The sequence below is a fragment of the Chryseobacterium sp. DZ-32 genome, assembly GCF_059587025.1.
The window spans coordinates 120,040-137,239 of sequence record NZ_JCAIOM010000003.1 but is presented as its reverse complement, the minus strand read 5'-3'; the positions used below and the strand labels follow the sequence as shown (position 1 = coordinate 137,239).

Genomic DNA, 17,200 nt, shown 5'->3' with positions numbered 1-17,200 from the left:
TTTTTATTTAGATTGCAGAAGTTGCTTCTACAGATCCGTCAATTTTTTTGATCAATCCCTGAAGGGTTTTTCCTGGTCCTACTTCCACGAAGTTAGAGGCACCATCTTTAATCATATTCTGAACAGACTGTGTCCATTTTACTGGACCGGTAAGCTGAGCGATCAGGTTTTGTTTGATCTCATCAGGATTGGTTACCGCTGTTGTCGTGATATTCTGGTATACAGGAATAGTTGCTTTTCTGAATTTTGTCTTTTCGATAGCTGCTGCCAGTCTCTCCTGTGCAGGCTGCATCAATGGTGAGTGGAAAGCTCCGTTTACCGGTAACAGCAATGCTCTTTTAGCGCCTGCTTCTTTCAGCTTTATACAAGCATCTTCTACTGCAGGAGTTTCCCCTGAAATAACCAATTGTCCCGGACAGTTGTAGTTAGCAGGAACAACAACCCCGCTAATCTGTGCACAGATTTCTTCAACCTTGGCATCATCCAATCCTAAGATTGCAGCCATAGAACTTGGATTGGCGTCACAAGCTTCCTGCATCGCTTTCGCTCTTTCAGAAACTAATTTCAAACCGTCATCAAAGGATAAAACTCCGTTGGCAACCAAAGCTGAGAACTCTCCCAAAGAATGTCCTGCTACCATTTCAGCACCAAGACCATTTACGGCTTTTAATGCTGCTACTGAATGTATAAATATTGAAGGCTGGGTAACCTCTGTTTTCTTAAGATCCGCATCCGTACCGTTAAACATAATGGAAAGAATGTCGAAACCTAAAATTTCATTGGCAGATTCCATCAGATCTTTAATATCTTTTCTAGAATCATACAATTCTTTTCCCATTCCTACGAACTGAGAACCCTGCCCTGGAAATACAAGTGCTTTCATGTATTGAATTAAATATTATGCAAATATAACTATAATGTTAACAATATTCGTTTTAAGTGCTATAAATCATTTATGGTACTAACCTGATTACTCTGTAACCTGTATTTACATAAGCACCGTTAGCTTTAGATTTTACAAACTCAAATTTGGTCGCAAGCTGAGTCTGAACTTTATTCATTTGTTTAAAGATCTCTCCTTTTTTATTCTCTCTGGTTAACATGTCATTTACCACATCAAAACCTACAATAGCATATTTTGGTGGAGTTTTGCAGTATTTGCTTTTATAAGCAGCCAGAATTTCTTTCTCAAAGCTTCCGTCTGTATTGATCTTTCTATCCATCAGATATACAAGACTTGCCTGGCTCAGCTCATCCACTTTCTTCTCGAAAACAGGAGAATAGAACATACTGAAGGCTTTTATTCCCTGAACTTCTTTAGACATTGCAATCATTCTGTTGGCAAAAGCATCTCCTGCAGTATTATCATCATTTGCTAAAATGGCAATAACCGGTGCAGACTGTCCTGTCATCATATTCTGGTCCGGCTGAATATCTGCCGACGAATTAACAATAATGATATTAGGATTTTTCACCGCTTTTTCAAGTCCGGCTTTGATATAGTTGGCATCTTCTTTTTTAGCATCAGCCACTATATATATTTTCTGATCTGAATACACTGCTTTTACTTCTTCTACAATCTTATCAGCATACGTCTGATTGTTGGTTTCTACAATAATAAGGTTACTGTAGTTATAGAGTTCCGGAGAGTTGGCAAATGGTGCTACAATCGGGATTTTCTGATTTTTGGTGAAATCAAGAACATCAATTACATTGGATTTGAAGAAAGGTCCGATAATAAGATCTGTATTATCAGGATTAATCTGTGTCAAAGAGTTTTTGAACGAAGCTTCATTCCCTGAGTCTACTACTTTAATATCCAGTTTTTGTCCTCCTCTTGCATTTCTTTCAATAGCGAGTTTAGCTCCTGTCAAAAAGTCAAGTGCCATTCCTCTGTACTGAGTTTCATTGGTGCTGTACCCGAAAGGAAGCATCAGGATAACGCTTAAAGCATCACCATTCTTCTTTATGTATGCAGCATCCTGTTTTTTGATTTTTAAAACCATTCCGGTTTTCAGACCATGTGAAAGATCCGGGTTAAGAGCAATAAGTTCATCAATAGAAACACCAAATTTATTAACAATAGAGAATACTGTATCTCCCTGCTGGACTGTGTAGGTAACATAATCATCACCTGCAACAACAGTGGAAGCAGCGGTTGATTTTTCGTTGCCTGAATCCATTTTTGCTTTTGGATTTGAAGTTTCAGCAACAGTATCAGTATTATTGTTATTGGATCTTTTTATTGTTATGGTATCACCAGGTTTCAGTCCTTTTTCTTCCAATCCCGGATTTAAAGCATAAAGGTCCTGCTGGCTGATGCCAAACTGTTTTGTAATTCTGTAATAATTATCTTTTGCCTGAATCACATAAGATTCTCCTTCTGCAGCAGTAGTAGCAGATGTAGCAGCAGTTGCTGTTACTTTTTCTACAGGAGTTTCAACGTGCTTTTCTGCTGTTACAGTCTGTTGCTCGCCACCATATTTTTTTATACTGGCAAGAGGTAATGTGATTTCGTCTCCGATTTTCATGTGAGAATCCAGTTCAGGATTCAGTTTTCTTAAATCAGTTTCGGAAATTCTGTATTGTTTTGTAATACCATAGATGGTTTGCTTTGGCAGTAAAACAATTTTACCCAGAGAAGAAGCACCTGTATTTGAAGTTACTTTTCCTGCAGGAGCTGTTTTTGTTACAGCCGGAGTGGCTGCTTTTTCTGATTTTATCGTTAAAACATCTCCGATCGCCAGTTTGCCATCTTTATGTTTTGGGTTTAGCTTCAGCAATTCATCTACAGTCATTCCATACTTTTTGGCAATATTGTAAGGATTGTCACCTTGCACAACCGTATGTGATTTCTGGGCTGAAACTCCCAAAACCATACATAAACTGGATAGAATAAAAAACCTCTTTATCATATTCGATAATTATAATTTACAAAAATACTTCTTTAAAATTAAATGGCAACAATTATTAATTTTGAATCTTGAACCACCATTTCTTCCAAACAATTTTCAAGCCACGAATAGCCATAATCTGAAAAGAATACACTAAAGTTATATACCCTCTCCTGCCATGTTTTTGCGGGATGAACATCTAAAAACAGATTTTCAAGTCTTTCCAGCAATTCATTCTGTTTTATTTTTTCAGCATGAAGCAGTCGTTTTTTCATTCTTTTAAATGATTTCAGCTGTCGTACTTCTTCTGCCTTTACCATATTACCGAAAGATTTCTCCGTGGTTTCCGCAGAAGCTTTCAACGCAGAAAAATTGCTGATCAATACTTCTTCTTTTTCTTCCAGCAATTGTAGAACAGGATTATCTTTTAAAATCTTCCGATTCATAAGTACCGTGAAATTCTGGAAAAAATCTTCTATTTTAAGATCAAGCTTTTCTATTTTCCCTAAGGTTTTTTCTTTCAGAAAAAGCATAGAATTTCTTGGAATCAGGATAGGAAAAGGAATATTGATTTTTGAGAAATAATCCTTCAGTTCCAGCCAGTACATGATTTCTGCATTTCCACCAATATAAGCCAGATTAGGAAGTACGTTTTCCTGATAAACCGGACGCATTAATGCATTCGGACTGAATTTTTCAGGATGATTTTCCAGTTCAGCCAGAATCTCTTCTTCTGTAAACTGGATGGTCTTATCCACAATGATATACTTCTGACCATTAAATTCAATTCTGTCTCTGGTGTCAGAAAGATAGAAAAGGTTAATTTCACGAGGGTTTACCTGAACCTTTCCATATTTCTCAGTAAGAAAATCTACTTTGTCTTTGGAAGTTTTCTGTAAACTGAAGTTCAGAAGCTCATCTTTAAAAATCGTCTTCATCTGATTTTTGAGTTCTACAGAATCTCCATCCAGAATCAAAAGTCCGAATTCTGAAAAAAGACGGTTGACAAGAATCTTAATGGCTTCCGTTAAGGTGTTTCCTGCTTTATAAGCTTCCTTCATCATTAAAATCAGCTCTGTCCCGAAAACAGAATCTTTGAATTCTTTTTCAAATTCAGAAATAAAATAGGTATCACTGATTTCAATTCGTCCTACCGGGCCGCCGGATTTCCCGTTGGTTTCGTAATAGCTATTTTCAGTTTTAAAATGATTGATCTCGGCAAAATCATGATCCTCCGAAGCCATCCAATATACCGGAACAAAATTAAAATCCGGAAAATTTTCTTTCAGATAGGTGCATGTCTTTATTGTCTGAAGAATTTTATATACAAAGAAAACAGGTCCGGAAAACAGGTTCAGCTGATGCCCCGTTGTAATAGTGAACGTGTTTGGCTGTTTAATACTTTCAAGATTTTCTTTCTGCTTTGAAGAAAGAGTAAGACTTGCAAGCTGACTTTCAAATACATCAGCCAAAATATTTCTTTTCTCTGATGTGAAAGAATCTTTCTTCAGATGAATCTGCTGTCTGAAATGCTCTAAGGAAAATGTGTTATTTTCAAAACCCTCAATTTTCTGATGTAAAAAATCTTTTACCAGCTGAGGAATACTTTCTATATCGTTAAATGATATTTTATTAATTGTTTTCAACCTGTACAGTTTTTAGTTGAACAAATACCACACAATTCCGATATTCAATCTGAAATCATACACCGGGTAATGTGGAAATGCATATGCTTTGTTGTTGGAGATCACCGTTCCTATCTGCTGTCCTTCTATGAAAAAGAACATTTTCTTCACCTTCATATTAATATAAACATCGGCGATAGGCTGTCCTCCAATTGAAAATGAATCTGCTCTTGGCAGAATGTATTCATTAAGAACCGGGAAATATTCTCTTGAAGCGAATTTAGAGAAATAATATACTTTAACCCCTGCCTGAATTTCTGCTGCTTTTTTAAAGGCCTGTGTCTGATAAAAGAAGTTGGCCCTACCGATAAAACCAGGTAAAGGAAGCAGTTCTTTATTGGTTAAAGTATTCTGGAAATGCACTCTTGTATTCAGGTGAAATTTGTTGAAGCTGAATGTGGCATCTCCTCCGATCTGAGAAATATTCACCGAATTATTACTTTGCTTCGGACTTCCGTTACTATCAAAATAAGTATAGTTATCAATTCTGAAGTAATTGGCGAAAAGCTCTGTTTTGAACCATTTCAGATTGATACTTCCTCCTACCTCCATTACAGACTGGTTCTTCGCATCTTCAAGATAATAATTGAAATTGTTATAAACGGAAGTATTTAATAAATAATTGAAAGAAGGATAGGCACTCTGGAAGTTTACTTTTGCATTAACGAAATAATCTTTGACAGGCTCAAACTTCAGATTATTGGTTGTTTTCAGATAACTTTTAAACTGGCTTCCGTTTGAAAATTCCAGGAATGAATTCAATTGAATTTTGTCCCAAAGTTTTACCTGCAGATTTCCTACAGCTCCAATTCTGTTTTCTTTCAGTTCGCCAGGGAAAGGAACACCGTTCAGTGCAACAACATCTCTTATTCCTAATTTGATCATCTGATAACGTACCCCTGCATCCAGCTTGAATTTTTCATTATTAAAAATCAGGCTTACCGTATTGCTGAAGTTTTCGGAATATTTTTTTGTTGTCAGCGGGAAACCGTCTACCAGTTCAGCAGGGTCATTATACCAATAAGGCTCCAAGGCAGTTTGATTATAATAATATTTGTTCCCCTGATGAGAAATAATATGTCTTATACTGAAAGGGAATTTCCCGGAATTGAATGGCGTAAACTGATGACTCAGATAGTATCTTCTGTAAGAAAACTGTGAGCTTGAAGAGGCCAGATTTACCTGCGCATTTTGTCTGTTGCTATAATTACTGTCACCACTTTGAAACAGATTATCTTCGGTAATACCTCCACTCTCCTGATTATTTACATTCTGATGAAGATAATGGGCAAAAAGCTCATAATTTCCGCTTTTCGAAACATAGTGACCTGAGAATAGTGTATTGTTATTTGCTGACAATGAGTTTCTGTAAAGTCCCTGAGAACGAAGTCCCATATATTCAAGAGCAAAGTTGAATCTTTTTCCGATGTTCTGAGTATAGGTTGATTTCAGAGCAGCACCGTTTCGCATGGCATTATGATAAATAAATGATGCGGTAGGTGTTTTTACGTCGTAGTATTTCACATCATTGGCTCCAATGATCATGTAAGATTTATTGGAAGGAAGTAATGAAAGATTTTCTTCCGGATTTACTTCAAATACAAGAGGATTAAATCCTGCACCAATGTTGGCAGGCTGCACTCTCCCAAAATTATCTTTATTATTTTGCTGTGAAAAAATATAGGTTTTATCAAAAGTCATTACGGTATCAAAAACTTTCTTTTCAGAAAACTGAGTCTGATACTGGTAATCATTAATGGTGGGCTTAAAAATTTTCAGGGAATCTTTTTTCCCGGAATCTATCACAAGGGTATCTTCTTTTTTGGGCTGAGGCTTTGTCTCTGCTTTATTCATGACCTGAGCCTTGGCTACAAAACCTAAAGAGAAGAGTATGAAAAGGATGTACTTCATTATTCATTATTGTACAGCAAAAATAAGAAATAAAAGGACATAAAAAACCCCTGCTTTGAGCAGGGGTTCTATATCAAATGATTATTGTATGATTAATAACCAGGGTTTTGCTGACAATTTGGATTGGCAGAAGTCTCTTGCACAGGTATAGGTAATGTATACTTATAACTATCATTTGGTAAGTTAAGAGATGGTAACGTGATAAAATCGTCTTTAATGTTTCTATCCATTGTTACTCCTGCAACTGCAGCAAGTCTCTTTAAGTCAATATATCTGTGTCCTTCTAAAGCAAGTTCAATTCTACGCTCTTTCAAGATATCAGCGTAAGCAAATTGAGCATTAGTATACACAGGAGTTGTTGCAGTACCTAAATAGTTTCTTGCAACTCTCACCTGTTGAATAAGTGCTTGAGCGGAAGCTAAGTTACCTGCCGCTACTTCTGCTTCTGCTAAAATAAAGTACATTTCTGACAATCTGAATACCTTAAGGTCATTTCTCGTTGCTGTACTTGTTTTACCAGGATACTTATCAATAACTAATCTATCATTTCTAGAGTCAACATTCTGGTAGTTTGTCTGTATAATTGACGTTGGATCAATGTAATTATATCTTCTAACATCTCCTTTATCAGGTTGTCCGGCAGGAGTATAAATTAAATTGAATAAGTTTCTACCTAAGAACCACATTGGTACTCCACTTACTGTAGATTGGTTTGTATTCCATCTAGATCCAATCGTTGCACCAGCACCCAAAGGAAGTCTGTTCAAAGAGAAAATAATTTCTCCTCTTGACGAGTCATTCCATAGATTTCTGTATGGGTTGAAAGAAGACGCAGTTCCATAAAATTCACTTCTCCAAGTACTACCAGTACTTAAATCAATTGCAGGTGATGTAGTAGTTACAATAGGATTGGCTACAGTTAACTTAGAACCTGTTGCTGCATCCAAAATAGGAGAATTATTAATCACATCCTGAGCATATTGCTTTGCTAATGTAGTATTCCCTCTATATAAATTGAAACGAGCAGAAAGAGCGTTAACGAATCCTTTACCAACAGTATATCTTGCAGCTGCAGTATTAGAATATGTTAAAATACTTCTGGCATAATCTAAATCTGCATTAATAAGGTCGTAAACATCCTGATTCTTAGCTCTTGGTAATTTAGCATCAGTTGCCGGAACATCTTTTATAAGAATAACACCTAATCCGTTAGGGTCTTTCATATTAGGAGCAAAATAAGTTTCCAATTGAACATAGCAAAATGCTCTGATCGCTCTGGCCTGTGCAATGATACTGTTATATTGAGCAACTTCACCAGAACTAGGAGTGATATTTTTAGCTCCTTCCAATAATCTGTTAACTCTGTTAATTACTTTGTAATTGTTAAGCCAGATTCCATCACTTGAACCAGTACTTACTGATCCCCCTCCTACAATTTGAGTAGATGGATCAAGGAAAAATCTATGTAGTTCGTACTCCTGACCACCACTACCGCTTCCAGGCTTAACTTCATCTGTGAAAACTGCAGTAAAATATATTTCATCGATTGGATCAAACACAGCATATACCGATCCATTTAAAGCTTCGTTCAAATTTGATACATTAGTAAATACTTCTTCAGGCTTCAATTCCCCCGCCTGTTTAATATCTAGTGCATCCTGGCAACTATTTAAAGCAAATCCTGTTGCTGATAAAGTTGCTAAAATTAAAACTGTATTTATAATTCTTTTCATAATTCTTTTTTATTAAAAATCAACATTTAACCCAACTGAAACTGTTTTAGGGTTAGGATATACATTTAACGAGTACGTAGTAACCGGCTCAGGGTCAAATCCTTTCCAGCTGCTCCATGTATATAGGTTTTCAGCCTGAACAAACACTTTAATACCTTTAACAGGTAATTTTCCTAACTGATCTTTAGTAAATGAATATCCTAAAGAAACATTCTTAAGTCTTATGAAATCTGATTTATATAAGAATCTATCTGAAGAACCATCTGTACCAGCGTTATCAGCAAATAAGTTAGGCACATCAGATCCAGTATTTTCCGGAGTCCAAGCATTTAATAAATTAGCAGATACGTTAATGTTAGCAGCTGCATAATCAGGATTCATTACCCAAGAGTATAAATTGTCATAAATATATCCTCCTTGTTGGTATGAGAATAATGTATCAAGGAACCATCCTTTGTATTGGAAGTTAAATCCAAAACCTCCTGTAAATTTAGCATATGGAGATTTTCCTGTCAATCTTCTGTCTGAAGGTTGTGGGTTTTCTGTAATATTTCCATTGATATCTAGGAACTGCATATTTCCATTTGCAGCATTTACTCCTACGTATGGATATAGCTGATACTGACTAGCAGGACCTCCAATAGCATTAACAACATCTCCTGACAAATCTTCGTTACTCATTGAAACGATTTTGTTAGAGTTGTAAGCCCCGTTAACAAAGATAGATAATTTTGTATTCTCTGTTCTTATAGCATTAACCCTGATTAGACCTTCAACCCCTTTGTTATCAAGGATTCCGTCATTTCCTCTAATACCGTAAGTACCTGTAACAGCTGATCTCTGTAACGTATTGAACATTCTTGTTGTTCTTTTTTGATAGTAGTCAAAGCTACCTTCTACAAGACCTTTATAGTTGAAATCAACCCCAACATTTGTTTGTTTTACCTGCTCCCATTTCAAATAAGGGTTAGATAAATTCACAAAATTATATCCCAATAAGTTTTGATATCCAGAGATTCCTGAATATAAATCAAGGAAGTTATTCGGAAGTAATGCTAAAGGGTTTTGGTTATTAGCTGCAACTCCTAAATTCTGGTTACCTGTAGTACCAATAGAAGCTCTTAATTTAAGCAATCTGAATCCAGACTCAGCCATGAAATCTTCTTTGTCAATATTCCATCTTACGGCTGCTGACCAGAAAGTTTCCCATCTGTTAGTAGGTAAGAAACGGTATGATCCATCTCTTCTGATAACTCCACTTACTCCATATTTATCTTTATAATCATAGTCTACAGTACCGAAGTAAGCCAAAGTACCCGCAGTTACTTTTGAAGCTCCTACAGTAGGTCTGTAAATATTCGGTGTATCAGGATTAAATGGAATATATCCTGTTCCAGCACCAAACTGCCATTGTAATGGGTTTAATCCATTTTGAGTTTGTGTATTTGTATTTACATGAGCTTTAATATAATCCATGTAAGCAGCAACTGAAATAGTATGGTCACCGAATGTTTTATTGAAAGTAATGTTTGTGATACTGTTAAATGTCAGATCCTGAGTTGTTGTAAAACTTTCTGATCCTCCATACTTAGCACCAGCTCCCGCTGCTACAGCTGTAGATAAATACCCCTGAGCACCTCTTGCAAAGATTCTTTCGTATTCTTTATATTCTATACCAGTTCTGTTACCTACACTTAGGTAATCAGTAATCTTATAATTTACATTTGCATTAGCAGAAATACTTAATTCAGTAAATCTGTTTCTAACTCCTCCATTAATATTATCCTGAAGGATCCAAGCTCTGTTTCCTGCACTGTTTTGTCCAATAGCATTGAATAGTTCTACTCCATTAGAATATGGATTAGGAGCCACATAAGAAGGAGAAAGTACGCTACCAAATAATGCATTCTGGATTACATTGGAGCTGATTCCTGTATTTTCTTCATCATCTAGCTGATTTCTTTTGGAATATCCTAAACCTAGAATTGTACCGAAAGTTAATCTGCCATCTTTAGACTTACCACTTAAGTTGTTTCTTAATGTAAATCTCTTGAAATCGGTAGATTTTACAGTACCTTCACTGTCTAAATAACCTAAAGATAAGAAGTTGTTTATATTTTCTCCACCTCCTGTAATCGCTAAATTATGTTGCTGAGAAATACCTACACGAGTAAATTGCTTTCTCCAGTCAGTATCTATTGCCCAGTTATCAATATCTTCCTGAGATAGGCCTTGATCTGCCGCAAAACCACCTCCGTAAATTTTTTGTATCTGTAACTGCTGTTTAGCACTAGACATATTATAGTCAGGCTTAGGTATCATTGAGAAAGAAGTCAGGGCATCATAAGAAATCTTCAGTCCTGAATTAAATTTCCCTCCTTTTGTTGTAATTACAACAACTCCGTTTGCAGCTCTGTTACCGTAAATTGCTGTAGCTTGTGCATCTTTCAGAATACTGAATGTCTCAATATCATAAGAGTTTAAGTTTCTGAACTGTGAACCTGAAGTGATAACACCATCTACTACGTATAATGGATCTCTTGAACCATTCAAAGAACTCATACCTCTAATCAAGATATTGAATTTACCAGAACCAGGAGAACCAGATCCAGAGTTAATCACAATACCTGGTGCTGTTCCCTGAATTGAATTCAGAACAGAAATGTTAGGTCTGTTTTCTAAGGTTTCAGCACCTACAGTTACTGAAGAAGTTGTAGATTTTGCTTTTGTAGCGGTCTTACTATATCCTAAGACAACTACTTCCTCAATTTTTGTCTCCTTGTCTTTTTTATCCTTGGAGTCTTTTTCCTGAGCAAATACAGCCTGTCCTGTAAAAAACAAAACACCAGCCGTTAATACACGTAATTTAACATTCATATTAACAAATTTTAATATATTTTAGGAGCAAATATGTTAATAAATATTAACACTAGCAAATTTTTCAGATTCACAAATCATAGATATATTCATGATAAATCAATCTAAGCCCACCACATACATTATAATTCATAATATTAGATGTAAAAAATTATTATAATTTAAATTAGAAACTTAAATTATTTACTTTTTAACACTTTAAAATCAACAGAAAAATAATTATTTATAATGAATCTAAATTAAAACAATACTAATATTCAAGCTTATAGGTGTTTTTTTTTAATTAACGACATCATTAATTTCAATCTTTTTCAACACAACTACTTTCTCTGATTAAAAAGACAAAAAAGCACTGGTTTCTTTTAAAAAGTAATATATTTATAACTTTAAAAAAAAATTAAACATGAAAAAAATAGTTTTAACAACAATAGCCATATTTAGCTTCAGTTTTAGCTTTGCACAAAATACACTATCAGTGAATGGTGCTACAGGAGCACAAGCCGTATTTGACGGTATCAACTCGACTACAGGTAAAACATTTAAATATGATGAGATTTCAGGGGATTCACCATATATTGGTAAAGAATTTTCTGATGCAAAGATTGCTGTTAATTATGAACAGCTTCCCGTACGTTATAACAGCTACACTGATGAAATCGAATTTAAGAAAAACGGACAAGTTCAGGTTCTTCCAAAAACCACTGATTTTTCAAGAATTGAAGTTCTGTCTCCTAAGCAAGTATTAGTTTTAGTTGACACATCAGATGATCTCAATGGCTATTTTTTTGAATTGGCCAACGGAAAAAACACTCTGTACAAAAAAGTCAAAACTAAATTTACAGATGTTGTACCAGCGCCAAATTCTTATGCTAGTGAAAGACCAGCTAATTTCAGGAAATTACCTCCTGTATATTACATCAAAACACAAAACGGCTTTATCAAAAAGCCTAAAAACCAAAAGGATATTATCAACCAATTTCCAGATAAAAAAGACAGCTTAGCCAGTTTCTTTAAATCCAATAAAATAAAGTTTGATAAAGATGAAGATTTAATAAAGCTTGTGACTTTTTTGAACCAGAATTAGATTATTTATAACTATTATATTAATAAAAAAGCAGGCATCTGAGATGCCTGCTTTCTTTATCTTAAATTATTATTTCAGTTTTTTCTTAACCGCTACTTCTTCGTAAACTTCAAGAATATCTCCGATTTCAATATCATTATAACCTTTAAGGTTCAGACCACATTCGTAACCTTTTGTTACTTCCTTCACATCATCTTTGAAACGTTTCAAACTTTCCAGTTCTCCATCGAATTTAACAATACCGTCTCTTAGCAAACGTACTTTAGACTGTCTTGTTACTTTTCCGGTAAGAACCATACAACCTGCAATTGTTCCTACTTTAGAAATCTTGAATACCTCACGGATTTCAACATTACCAATCACCTGTTCCTGAATTTCCGGAGAAAGCATTCCCTCCATCGCTTCTTTTACTTCATCGATTGCTTTATAGATTACAGAGTAAGTTCTGATCTCAATTTCCTCACGATCGGCAAGTTCTTTTGCATTGGCACCCGCTCTTACATTGAATCCAATGATAATCGCATCTGATGCTGCGGCTAAGTTGATATCAGATTCAGTGATCTGCCCAACACCTGAGTGAAGAATCTTAACACTGATTTCTTCTGTTGATAATCTTTGTAACTGATCAGAAAGAGCTTCTACAGAACCATCCACGTCTCCTTTAAGGATAATGTTCAATTCTTTGAATTCTCCTAAAGCAATACGTCTACCCAATTCCTCAAGGGTTGTATGCTTCTTGGTTCTGATCGATAATTCCCTCTGCAGCTGTTCTCTCTTATTGGCAATAGCTTTACCTTCACTTTCATCAGCATATACGCGGAATTTATCACCTGCAGTAGGCGCTCCGTCCAAACCTAAAATTGTTGCAGGAATTGATGGCCCTGCTTCTTTTAGATTTTTACCTCTTTCATCAAGCAAAGCTTTTACTTTACCGTGATTTTTACCCGCTACTACATAATCACCTACTCTTAAAGTTCCGGTCTGTACCAACATTGTTGCTACATAACCTCTACCTTTATCTAAAGATGCTTCAATAACAACTCCGTTTGCTGCACGGTCAGGATTTGCTTTCAACTCAAGCATTTCAGCCTGTAGTAAAACTTTTTCCAACAATACATCTACGTTATTACCGAATTTAGCTGAGATCTCCTGTGCCTGAACATTCCCACCCCATTCTTCTACTAAAACTGGTGGATTTAATCCTGATAACTGCTGACGGATGTTGTCCGGGTTTGCATTCGGCTTATCCACTTTGTTGATAGCAATAATCATTGGTACTCCTGCAGCCTGTGCGTGAGCAATTGCTTCTTTTGTTTGTGGCATTACATCATCATCGGCAGCAATTACGATAATTGCAATATCCGTGATCTGCGCCCCTCTTGCTCTCATCGCTGTAAAGGCTTCGTGACCTGGTGTATCTAAGAAAGTAATTCTCTGACCATTTTCCAGCTTCACATTATAAGCACCGATGTGCTGAGTAATTCCTCCTGATTCACCAGCAATTACGTTGGTTTTTCTGATGTAATCCAATAATGAAGTTTTACCGTGGTCAACGTGTCCCATTACAGTAACTACAGGAGCTCTCTGCAATAAGCTTTCTTCAGTATCCACTTCATCTTCAGCATCTGTATCTTCAAGATCAGCATCTGAGAATTCGATTTTATAACCGAATTCATCTGCTACTAATAATAAGGTATCCGCTTCAAGTCTCTGGTTCATGGTAACCATTACCCCTAATGAGAAACAAGCAGAGATTACTTCAGTTGGAGAAACATTCATCAAACTTGCCAATTCACCTACTGTGATGAATTCTGTTACTTTAAGAGTTCTGTCTTGTGCTTCAAGCTCCTGCTGGCGCTCATCCTGCTCTCTACGGAAAGTTCTTTTGTCTTTTCTGTGTTTTGCAGATTTAGATTTTCCTCCTTTATTAGTAAGTTTTTCTAATGTTTCTTTGATCTGGTTTTTAACCTGTTCGTCGGTTAATTCAACTGGCATAACTCTTTGCCCTGGTCTGTTGTTCTGACCTCCTTTTTTGAAGCCACCACCTTGACCCTGACGGTTTCCACCACCCTGGTTATTTCCAAAACGGTTTCCACCCTGGCCACCCTGACCTTGAGGACGGTTTCCTTGTCCGCCCTGACCTTGACGGTTTCCGCCTTGTCCACCGTTATTATTCTGACGGTTTCCCTGGCCCTGACCACCTTGGTTATTATTTCCTGAGTTTTGATTATTCCCCTGACCTTGTTGGTTATTCTGACCAGGTTTTTCAATTCTCTTTCTTTTCTTTTTTGCTCCGGCACCCGGCTTCGGCGCAAACTGAGTCAAGTCGATCTTTTCTCCAACGATTTTAGGACCGTCAAGTTTTTGATATACTGTCTCAATTTTCTGTGGTTCCTGAGATTCAGGCTCAGCCTCTGTTTTTGGAGTTTCCACTTTTTTCTCCTCTGCAACCACTGGTTTTGGAGTTTCTTTTACTGTTTCCACAGGTTTAACTTCTTCTTTTTTCTCCTCCATTTTTGGTTTGTCTTTTTTCACAGGTCTGTTTCTAGATTCTATTTGAGACAAATCAATTTTATCCAAAACTTTAAATTCCTGCTTTTCAGGCGCTGCTTTAACTTCCGGTTGTTCTTCTTTCACGATTTCTTCTTTCTTTTCTCCAACCGGTGTCGCAACAGGAGCCACAGGAACTGCAGGAGCTGCAGGAGCCTCTTCAGCTTCAGGCTTCTTAGGTTCCAAATCTATTTTACCTAAAATTCTAGTTTCTGGTTTATTTGCTTTAGCTCTTATCACTTCAGGGGTTTTCTTTTCTTCAATTTCCAGTTTTTCTTCCGGAACTTTAGTGATCACCACCTCATGGGAAGCCTTTCTTTGTTCGCCGTCTTTAGCAAACTCAGCCTCCAATGCAGAATATGCCGCTTCTTCCAATTGAGCGTTAGGATTGCTTTCAACCTCGAAACCCCTTGACTGTAAAAACTCTACTAATCTGGACATCGAAATGTTGAATTCCTTAACCGCTTTATTTAATCTAATTTTTGGCATTTATATTATTTACTGTTTTTAATTTTTAAAATTAAAGTATTTCTTTTTTACTGTTTATTAAAATTTATTTAAAATCTTAATCTTCAAATTCTTCTCTCAGAATACGTTTCACCTCTTCAATAGTTTCTTCTTCAAGGTCAACCATATTTAAAAGACTTTCAGTTTCTTTATCCAATACTGATTTTGCAGTCGTAAGTCCTACTTTCTTAAACTCATCCAAAATCCACTGCTCGATATCATCGTTAAATTCTTTCAATTCAACATCATCATCCTCGCTGGACTCTCTGTATACATCAATCTCATATCCTGTCAACCAAGAAGCCAGTCTGATATTCTGACCTTGTTTTCCGATCACTTTAGAAATTTCTTCAACAGGAGTATATACCAACGCGTAGTTCGTCTCCTCATTGATTTCAATTTTGTTAATAGTAACATTTCCTAATGCTCTCTTCACCAAGATCTCAGGGTTTTTAGACCACTGAATAACATCGATGTTTTCATTTCTCAACTCTCTTACAACGCCATGAATTCTGGATCCTTTTACTCCAACACAAGCTCCTACCGGATCAATTCTGTCATCATAAGCATCTACTGCAATCTTCGCCTTTTCACCAGGAATTCTCACTACCTTTTTCAGGATAATTGTTCCGTCCTGGATCTCAGGAATTTCCAGCTCTAATAACTTCTCAAGGAATTTAGGTGCAGTTCTGGAAATAATAATCTGTGGTTTAGAACCTTTAAAATCTACTGTCTCAACAATAGCTCTGATATTCTCACCCTTTTTAAAGAAATCGGATGGGATCTGGTTTTCTTTTGGTAAAATAAATTCATTTCCTTCATCATCCAGCAGAATCACGTGCTTATGACGGATGTGGTGGATTTCCCCTACAACAATTTCACCAATTTTATCTCTGAACTGTTCGTACAGCATTGCATTATTGTGTTCCTGAAGTTTTGTAGCAAGGATTTGCTTAAGGGTAAGAATATTTCTTCTTCCCAACTGTGCAACAGGAATTTCCATTGTAAAGTCTTCACCTACTTCGAAGGTAGGATCAATCTTCTTTGCTTCAGAAATTTCAATTTCCAAATCATCATCTTCAGACATTTCGTCCTCTACAATTGTTTTATTTAAAAATATCTGAAAATCTCCTTTATCCGGGTTTACAATCACATCAAAATGATCATCTGAATCAAATCTCTTTCTTAAAAGAGTTTTCAGTGAATCTTCAATAATTGCCATAAGATCAATCTTACTGATCCCTTTTTCGTCTTTAAAATCACCAAAGGATTCAATCAACGCTATATTATCCATCTATTCTTTTTTCTTTTTAAAATTTAATTACTACTAATGCTTTTTTGATCTCAGGATAAGAAATTTCTTTCTCCTCCTCCACATCTACTTTTCCTTTTCCGATATCTTTCGGTTTCCGGTAACGTAGAACAAGCGTGATCTTCTCATCGTCTACTTTTGACAATTCCCCTTCAATTTTAGAAGAATCCTCCAGCATCACCTCAATCTCTCTTCCAATGTTTTTACTGAACTGTCTTGGTGTGGATAATGGCTCGCTCAATCCTGCAGACATCACCTGAAGGCTGAAGTCATGCTCTTCACGATCCATATTGAATTCAATTGCACGGCTTGCATCAAGACAATCCTGCAAAGAAACTCCGTTATCACCATCCAAAATCACTGTAATATCATCCCCTGCAGAAATTTTAAGATCAATAAGAAACAGATCTTTTCTGGTCTCAAGGAATTCATTTAATAATTCTTCAATTCTTTTTCTAAACTCCATATATTTTTATCTTGATTTACAGTACGAAAAAAGGCTTTCTTCCGAAGCCTTCCCATTTTTTCCGTAAATCCATTGCAAATATAAGCTTTTTTTCTAAAAAAGCAAAATAATCTTAAGTATCAGGTAAATAGCGCCAGATTCATTTACAATAAATTAAAAGAATATGTCAGAAGATTTTTAT

General features: G+C 36.0%; 10 protein-coding genes. 1 reads left to right on the top strand and 9 read right to left on the bottom strand.

What is annotated here, in order from left to right; genetic code table 11:
* Positions 1 to 7: 7 nt before the first annotated feature.
* From fabD to AC59HC_RS04350, 6 genes are all read right to left on the bottom strand, one after another.
* Positions 8 to 883 carry an ACP S-malonyltransferase gene (gene fabD, locus AC59HC_RS04375; RefSeq protein WP_411414237.1) on the bottom strand — a complete coding sequence of 292 codons (876 nt, stop codon included), beginning with the start codon at positions 881 to 883 and terminating at the stop codon, positions 8 to 10.
* A gap of 70 nt (positions 884 to 953) precedes the next feature.
* A complete protein-coding gene (locus AC59HC_RS04370) occupies positions 954 to 2,915 on the bottom strand; it encodes an amino acid ABC transporter substrate-binding protein (RefSeq protein WP_496558057.1) in 1,962 nt (653 codons plus the stop codon).
* 38 nt (positions 2,916 to 2,953) lie between these two features.
* Positions 2,954 to 4,540 carry a bacillithiol biosynthesis cysteine-adding enzyme BshC gene (gene bshC / locus AC59HC_RS04365; protein WP_411414235.1) on the bottom strand — a complete coding sequence of 529 codons (1,587 nt, stop codon included), beginning with the start codon at positions 4,538 to 4,540 and terminating at the stop codon, positions 2,954 to 2,956.
* A 12-nt stretch (positions 4,541 to 4,552) separates the two neighbouring features.
* On the bottom strand, positions 4,553 to 6,490 hold the full coding sequence (locus tag AC59HC_RS04360) for a putative porin (protein WP_343644084.1): 1,938 nt from the start codon (positions 6,488 to 6,490) through the stop codon (positions 4,553 to 4,555).
* 92 nt (positions 6,491 to 6,582) lie between these two features.
* A complete protein-coding gene (locus AC59HC_RS04355; protein ID WP_227941051.1) occupies positions 6,583 to 8,223 on the bottom strand; it encodes a RagB/SusD family nutrient uptake outer membrane protein in 1,641 nt (546 codons plus the stop codon).
* A gap of 12 nt (positions 8,224 to 8,235) precedes the next feature.
* On the bottom strand, positions 8,236 to 11,100 hold the full coding sequence (locus AC59HC_RS04350; protein WP_110008477.1) for a SusC/RagA family TonB-linked outer membrane protein: 2,865 nt from the start codon (positions 11,098 to 11,100) through the stop codon (positions 8,236 to 8,238).
* Between the two features lie 403 nt (positions 11,101 to 11,503).
* On the opposite strand from AC59HC_RS04350, the gene AC59HC_RS04345 reads away from it, so the two are divergent.
* Positions 11,504 to 12,184 carry a hypothetical protein gene (locus AC59HC_RS04345; protein WP_429817038.1) on the top strand — a complete coding sequence of 227 codons (681 nt, stop codon included), beginning with the start codon at positions 11,504 to 11,506 and terminating at the stop codon, positions 12,182 to 12,184.
* A 69-nt stretch (positions 12,185 to 12,253) separates the two neighbouring features.
* On the opposite strand, the gene infB is transcribed toward AC59HC_RS04345, so the two are convergent.
* The 3 genes from infB to rimP all read right to left on the bottom strand — a co-directional run bounded on the left by infB (position 12,254) and on the right by rimP (position 17,019).
* Positions 12,254 to 15,223: a translation initiation factor IF-2 gene (gene infB, locus AC59HC_RS04340; RefSeq protein ID WP_496558056.1), complete on the bottom strand. Its 2,970-nt coding sequence runs from the start codon at positions 15,221 to 15,223 to the stop codon at positions 12,254 to 12,256.
* A gap of 76 nt (positions 15,224 to 15,299) precedes the next feature.
* The gene (gene nusA, locus AC59HC_RS04335) at positions 15,300 to 16,535 is read right to left on the bottom strand and encodes a transcription termination factor NusA (RefSeq protein WP_002982960.1); all 1,236 of its coding nucleotides are present in this window, start codon (positions 16,533 to 16,535) and stop codon (positions 15,300 to 15,302) included.
* 16 nt (positions 16,536 to 16,551) lie between these two features.
* Positions 16,552 to 17,019, bottom strand: a complete 468-nt coding sequence (gene rimP / locus AC59HC_RS04330) for a ribosome assembly cofactor RimP (RefSeq protein ID WP_034691441.1) — start codon at positions 17,017 to 17,019, stop codon at positions 16,552 to 16,554.
* Positions 17,020 to 17,200: the final 181 nt, after the last annotated feature.

What these genes read in the sequence shown, in the direction of transcription:
- AC59HC_RS04370 (WP_496558057.1), bottom strand. Translation starts at nt 2,915, where the DNA reads ATGATAAAGAGGTTTTTTATTCTATCCAGTTTATGTATGGTTTTGGGA.
- AC59HC_RS04360 (WP_343644084.1), bottom strand. Translation starts at nt 6,490, where the DNA reads ATGAAGTACATCCTTTTCATACTCTTCTCTTTAGGTTTTGTAGCCAAG.
- infB (WP_496558056.1), bottom strand. Translation starts at nt 15,223, where the DNA reads ATGCCAAAAATTAGATTAAATAAAGCGGTTAAGGAATTCAACATTTCG.
- AC59HC_RS04345 (WP_429817038.1), top strand. Translation starts at nt 11,504, where the DNA reads ATGAAAAAAATAGTTTTAACAACAATAGCCATATTTAGCTTCAGTTTT.
- AC59HC_RS04350 (WP_110008477.1), bottom strand. Translation starts at nt 11,100, where the DNA reads ATGAATGTTAAATTACGTGTATTAACGGCTGGTGTTTTGTTTTTTACA.
- nusA (WP_002982960.1), bottom strand. Translation starts at nt 16,535, where the DNA reads ATGGATAATATAGCGTTGATTGAATCCTTTGGTGATTTTAAAGACGAA.
- fabD (WP_411414237.1), bottom strand. Translation starts at nt 883, where the DNA reads ATGAAAGCACTTGTATTTCCAGGGCAGGGTTCTCAGTTCGTAGGAATG.
- rimP (WP_034691441.1), bottom strand. Translation starts at nt 17,019, where the DNA reads ATGGAGTTTAGAAAAAGAATTGAAGAATTATTAAATGAATTCCTTGAG.
- AC59HC_RS04355 (WP_227941051.1), bottom strand. Translation starts at nt 8,223, where the DNA reads ATGAAAAGAATTATAAATACAGTTTTAATTTTAGCAACTTTATCAGCA.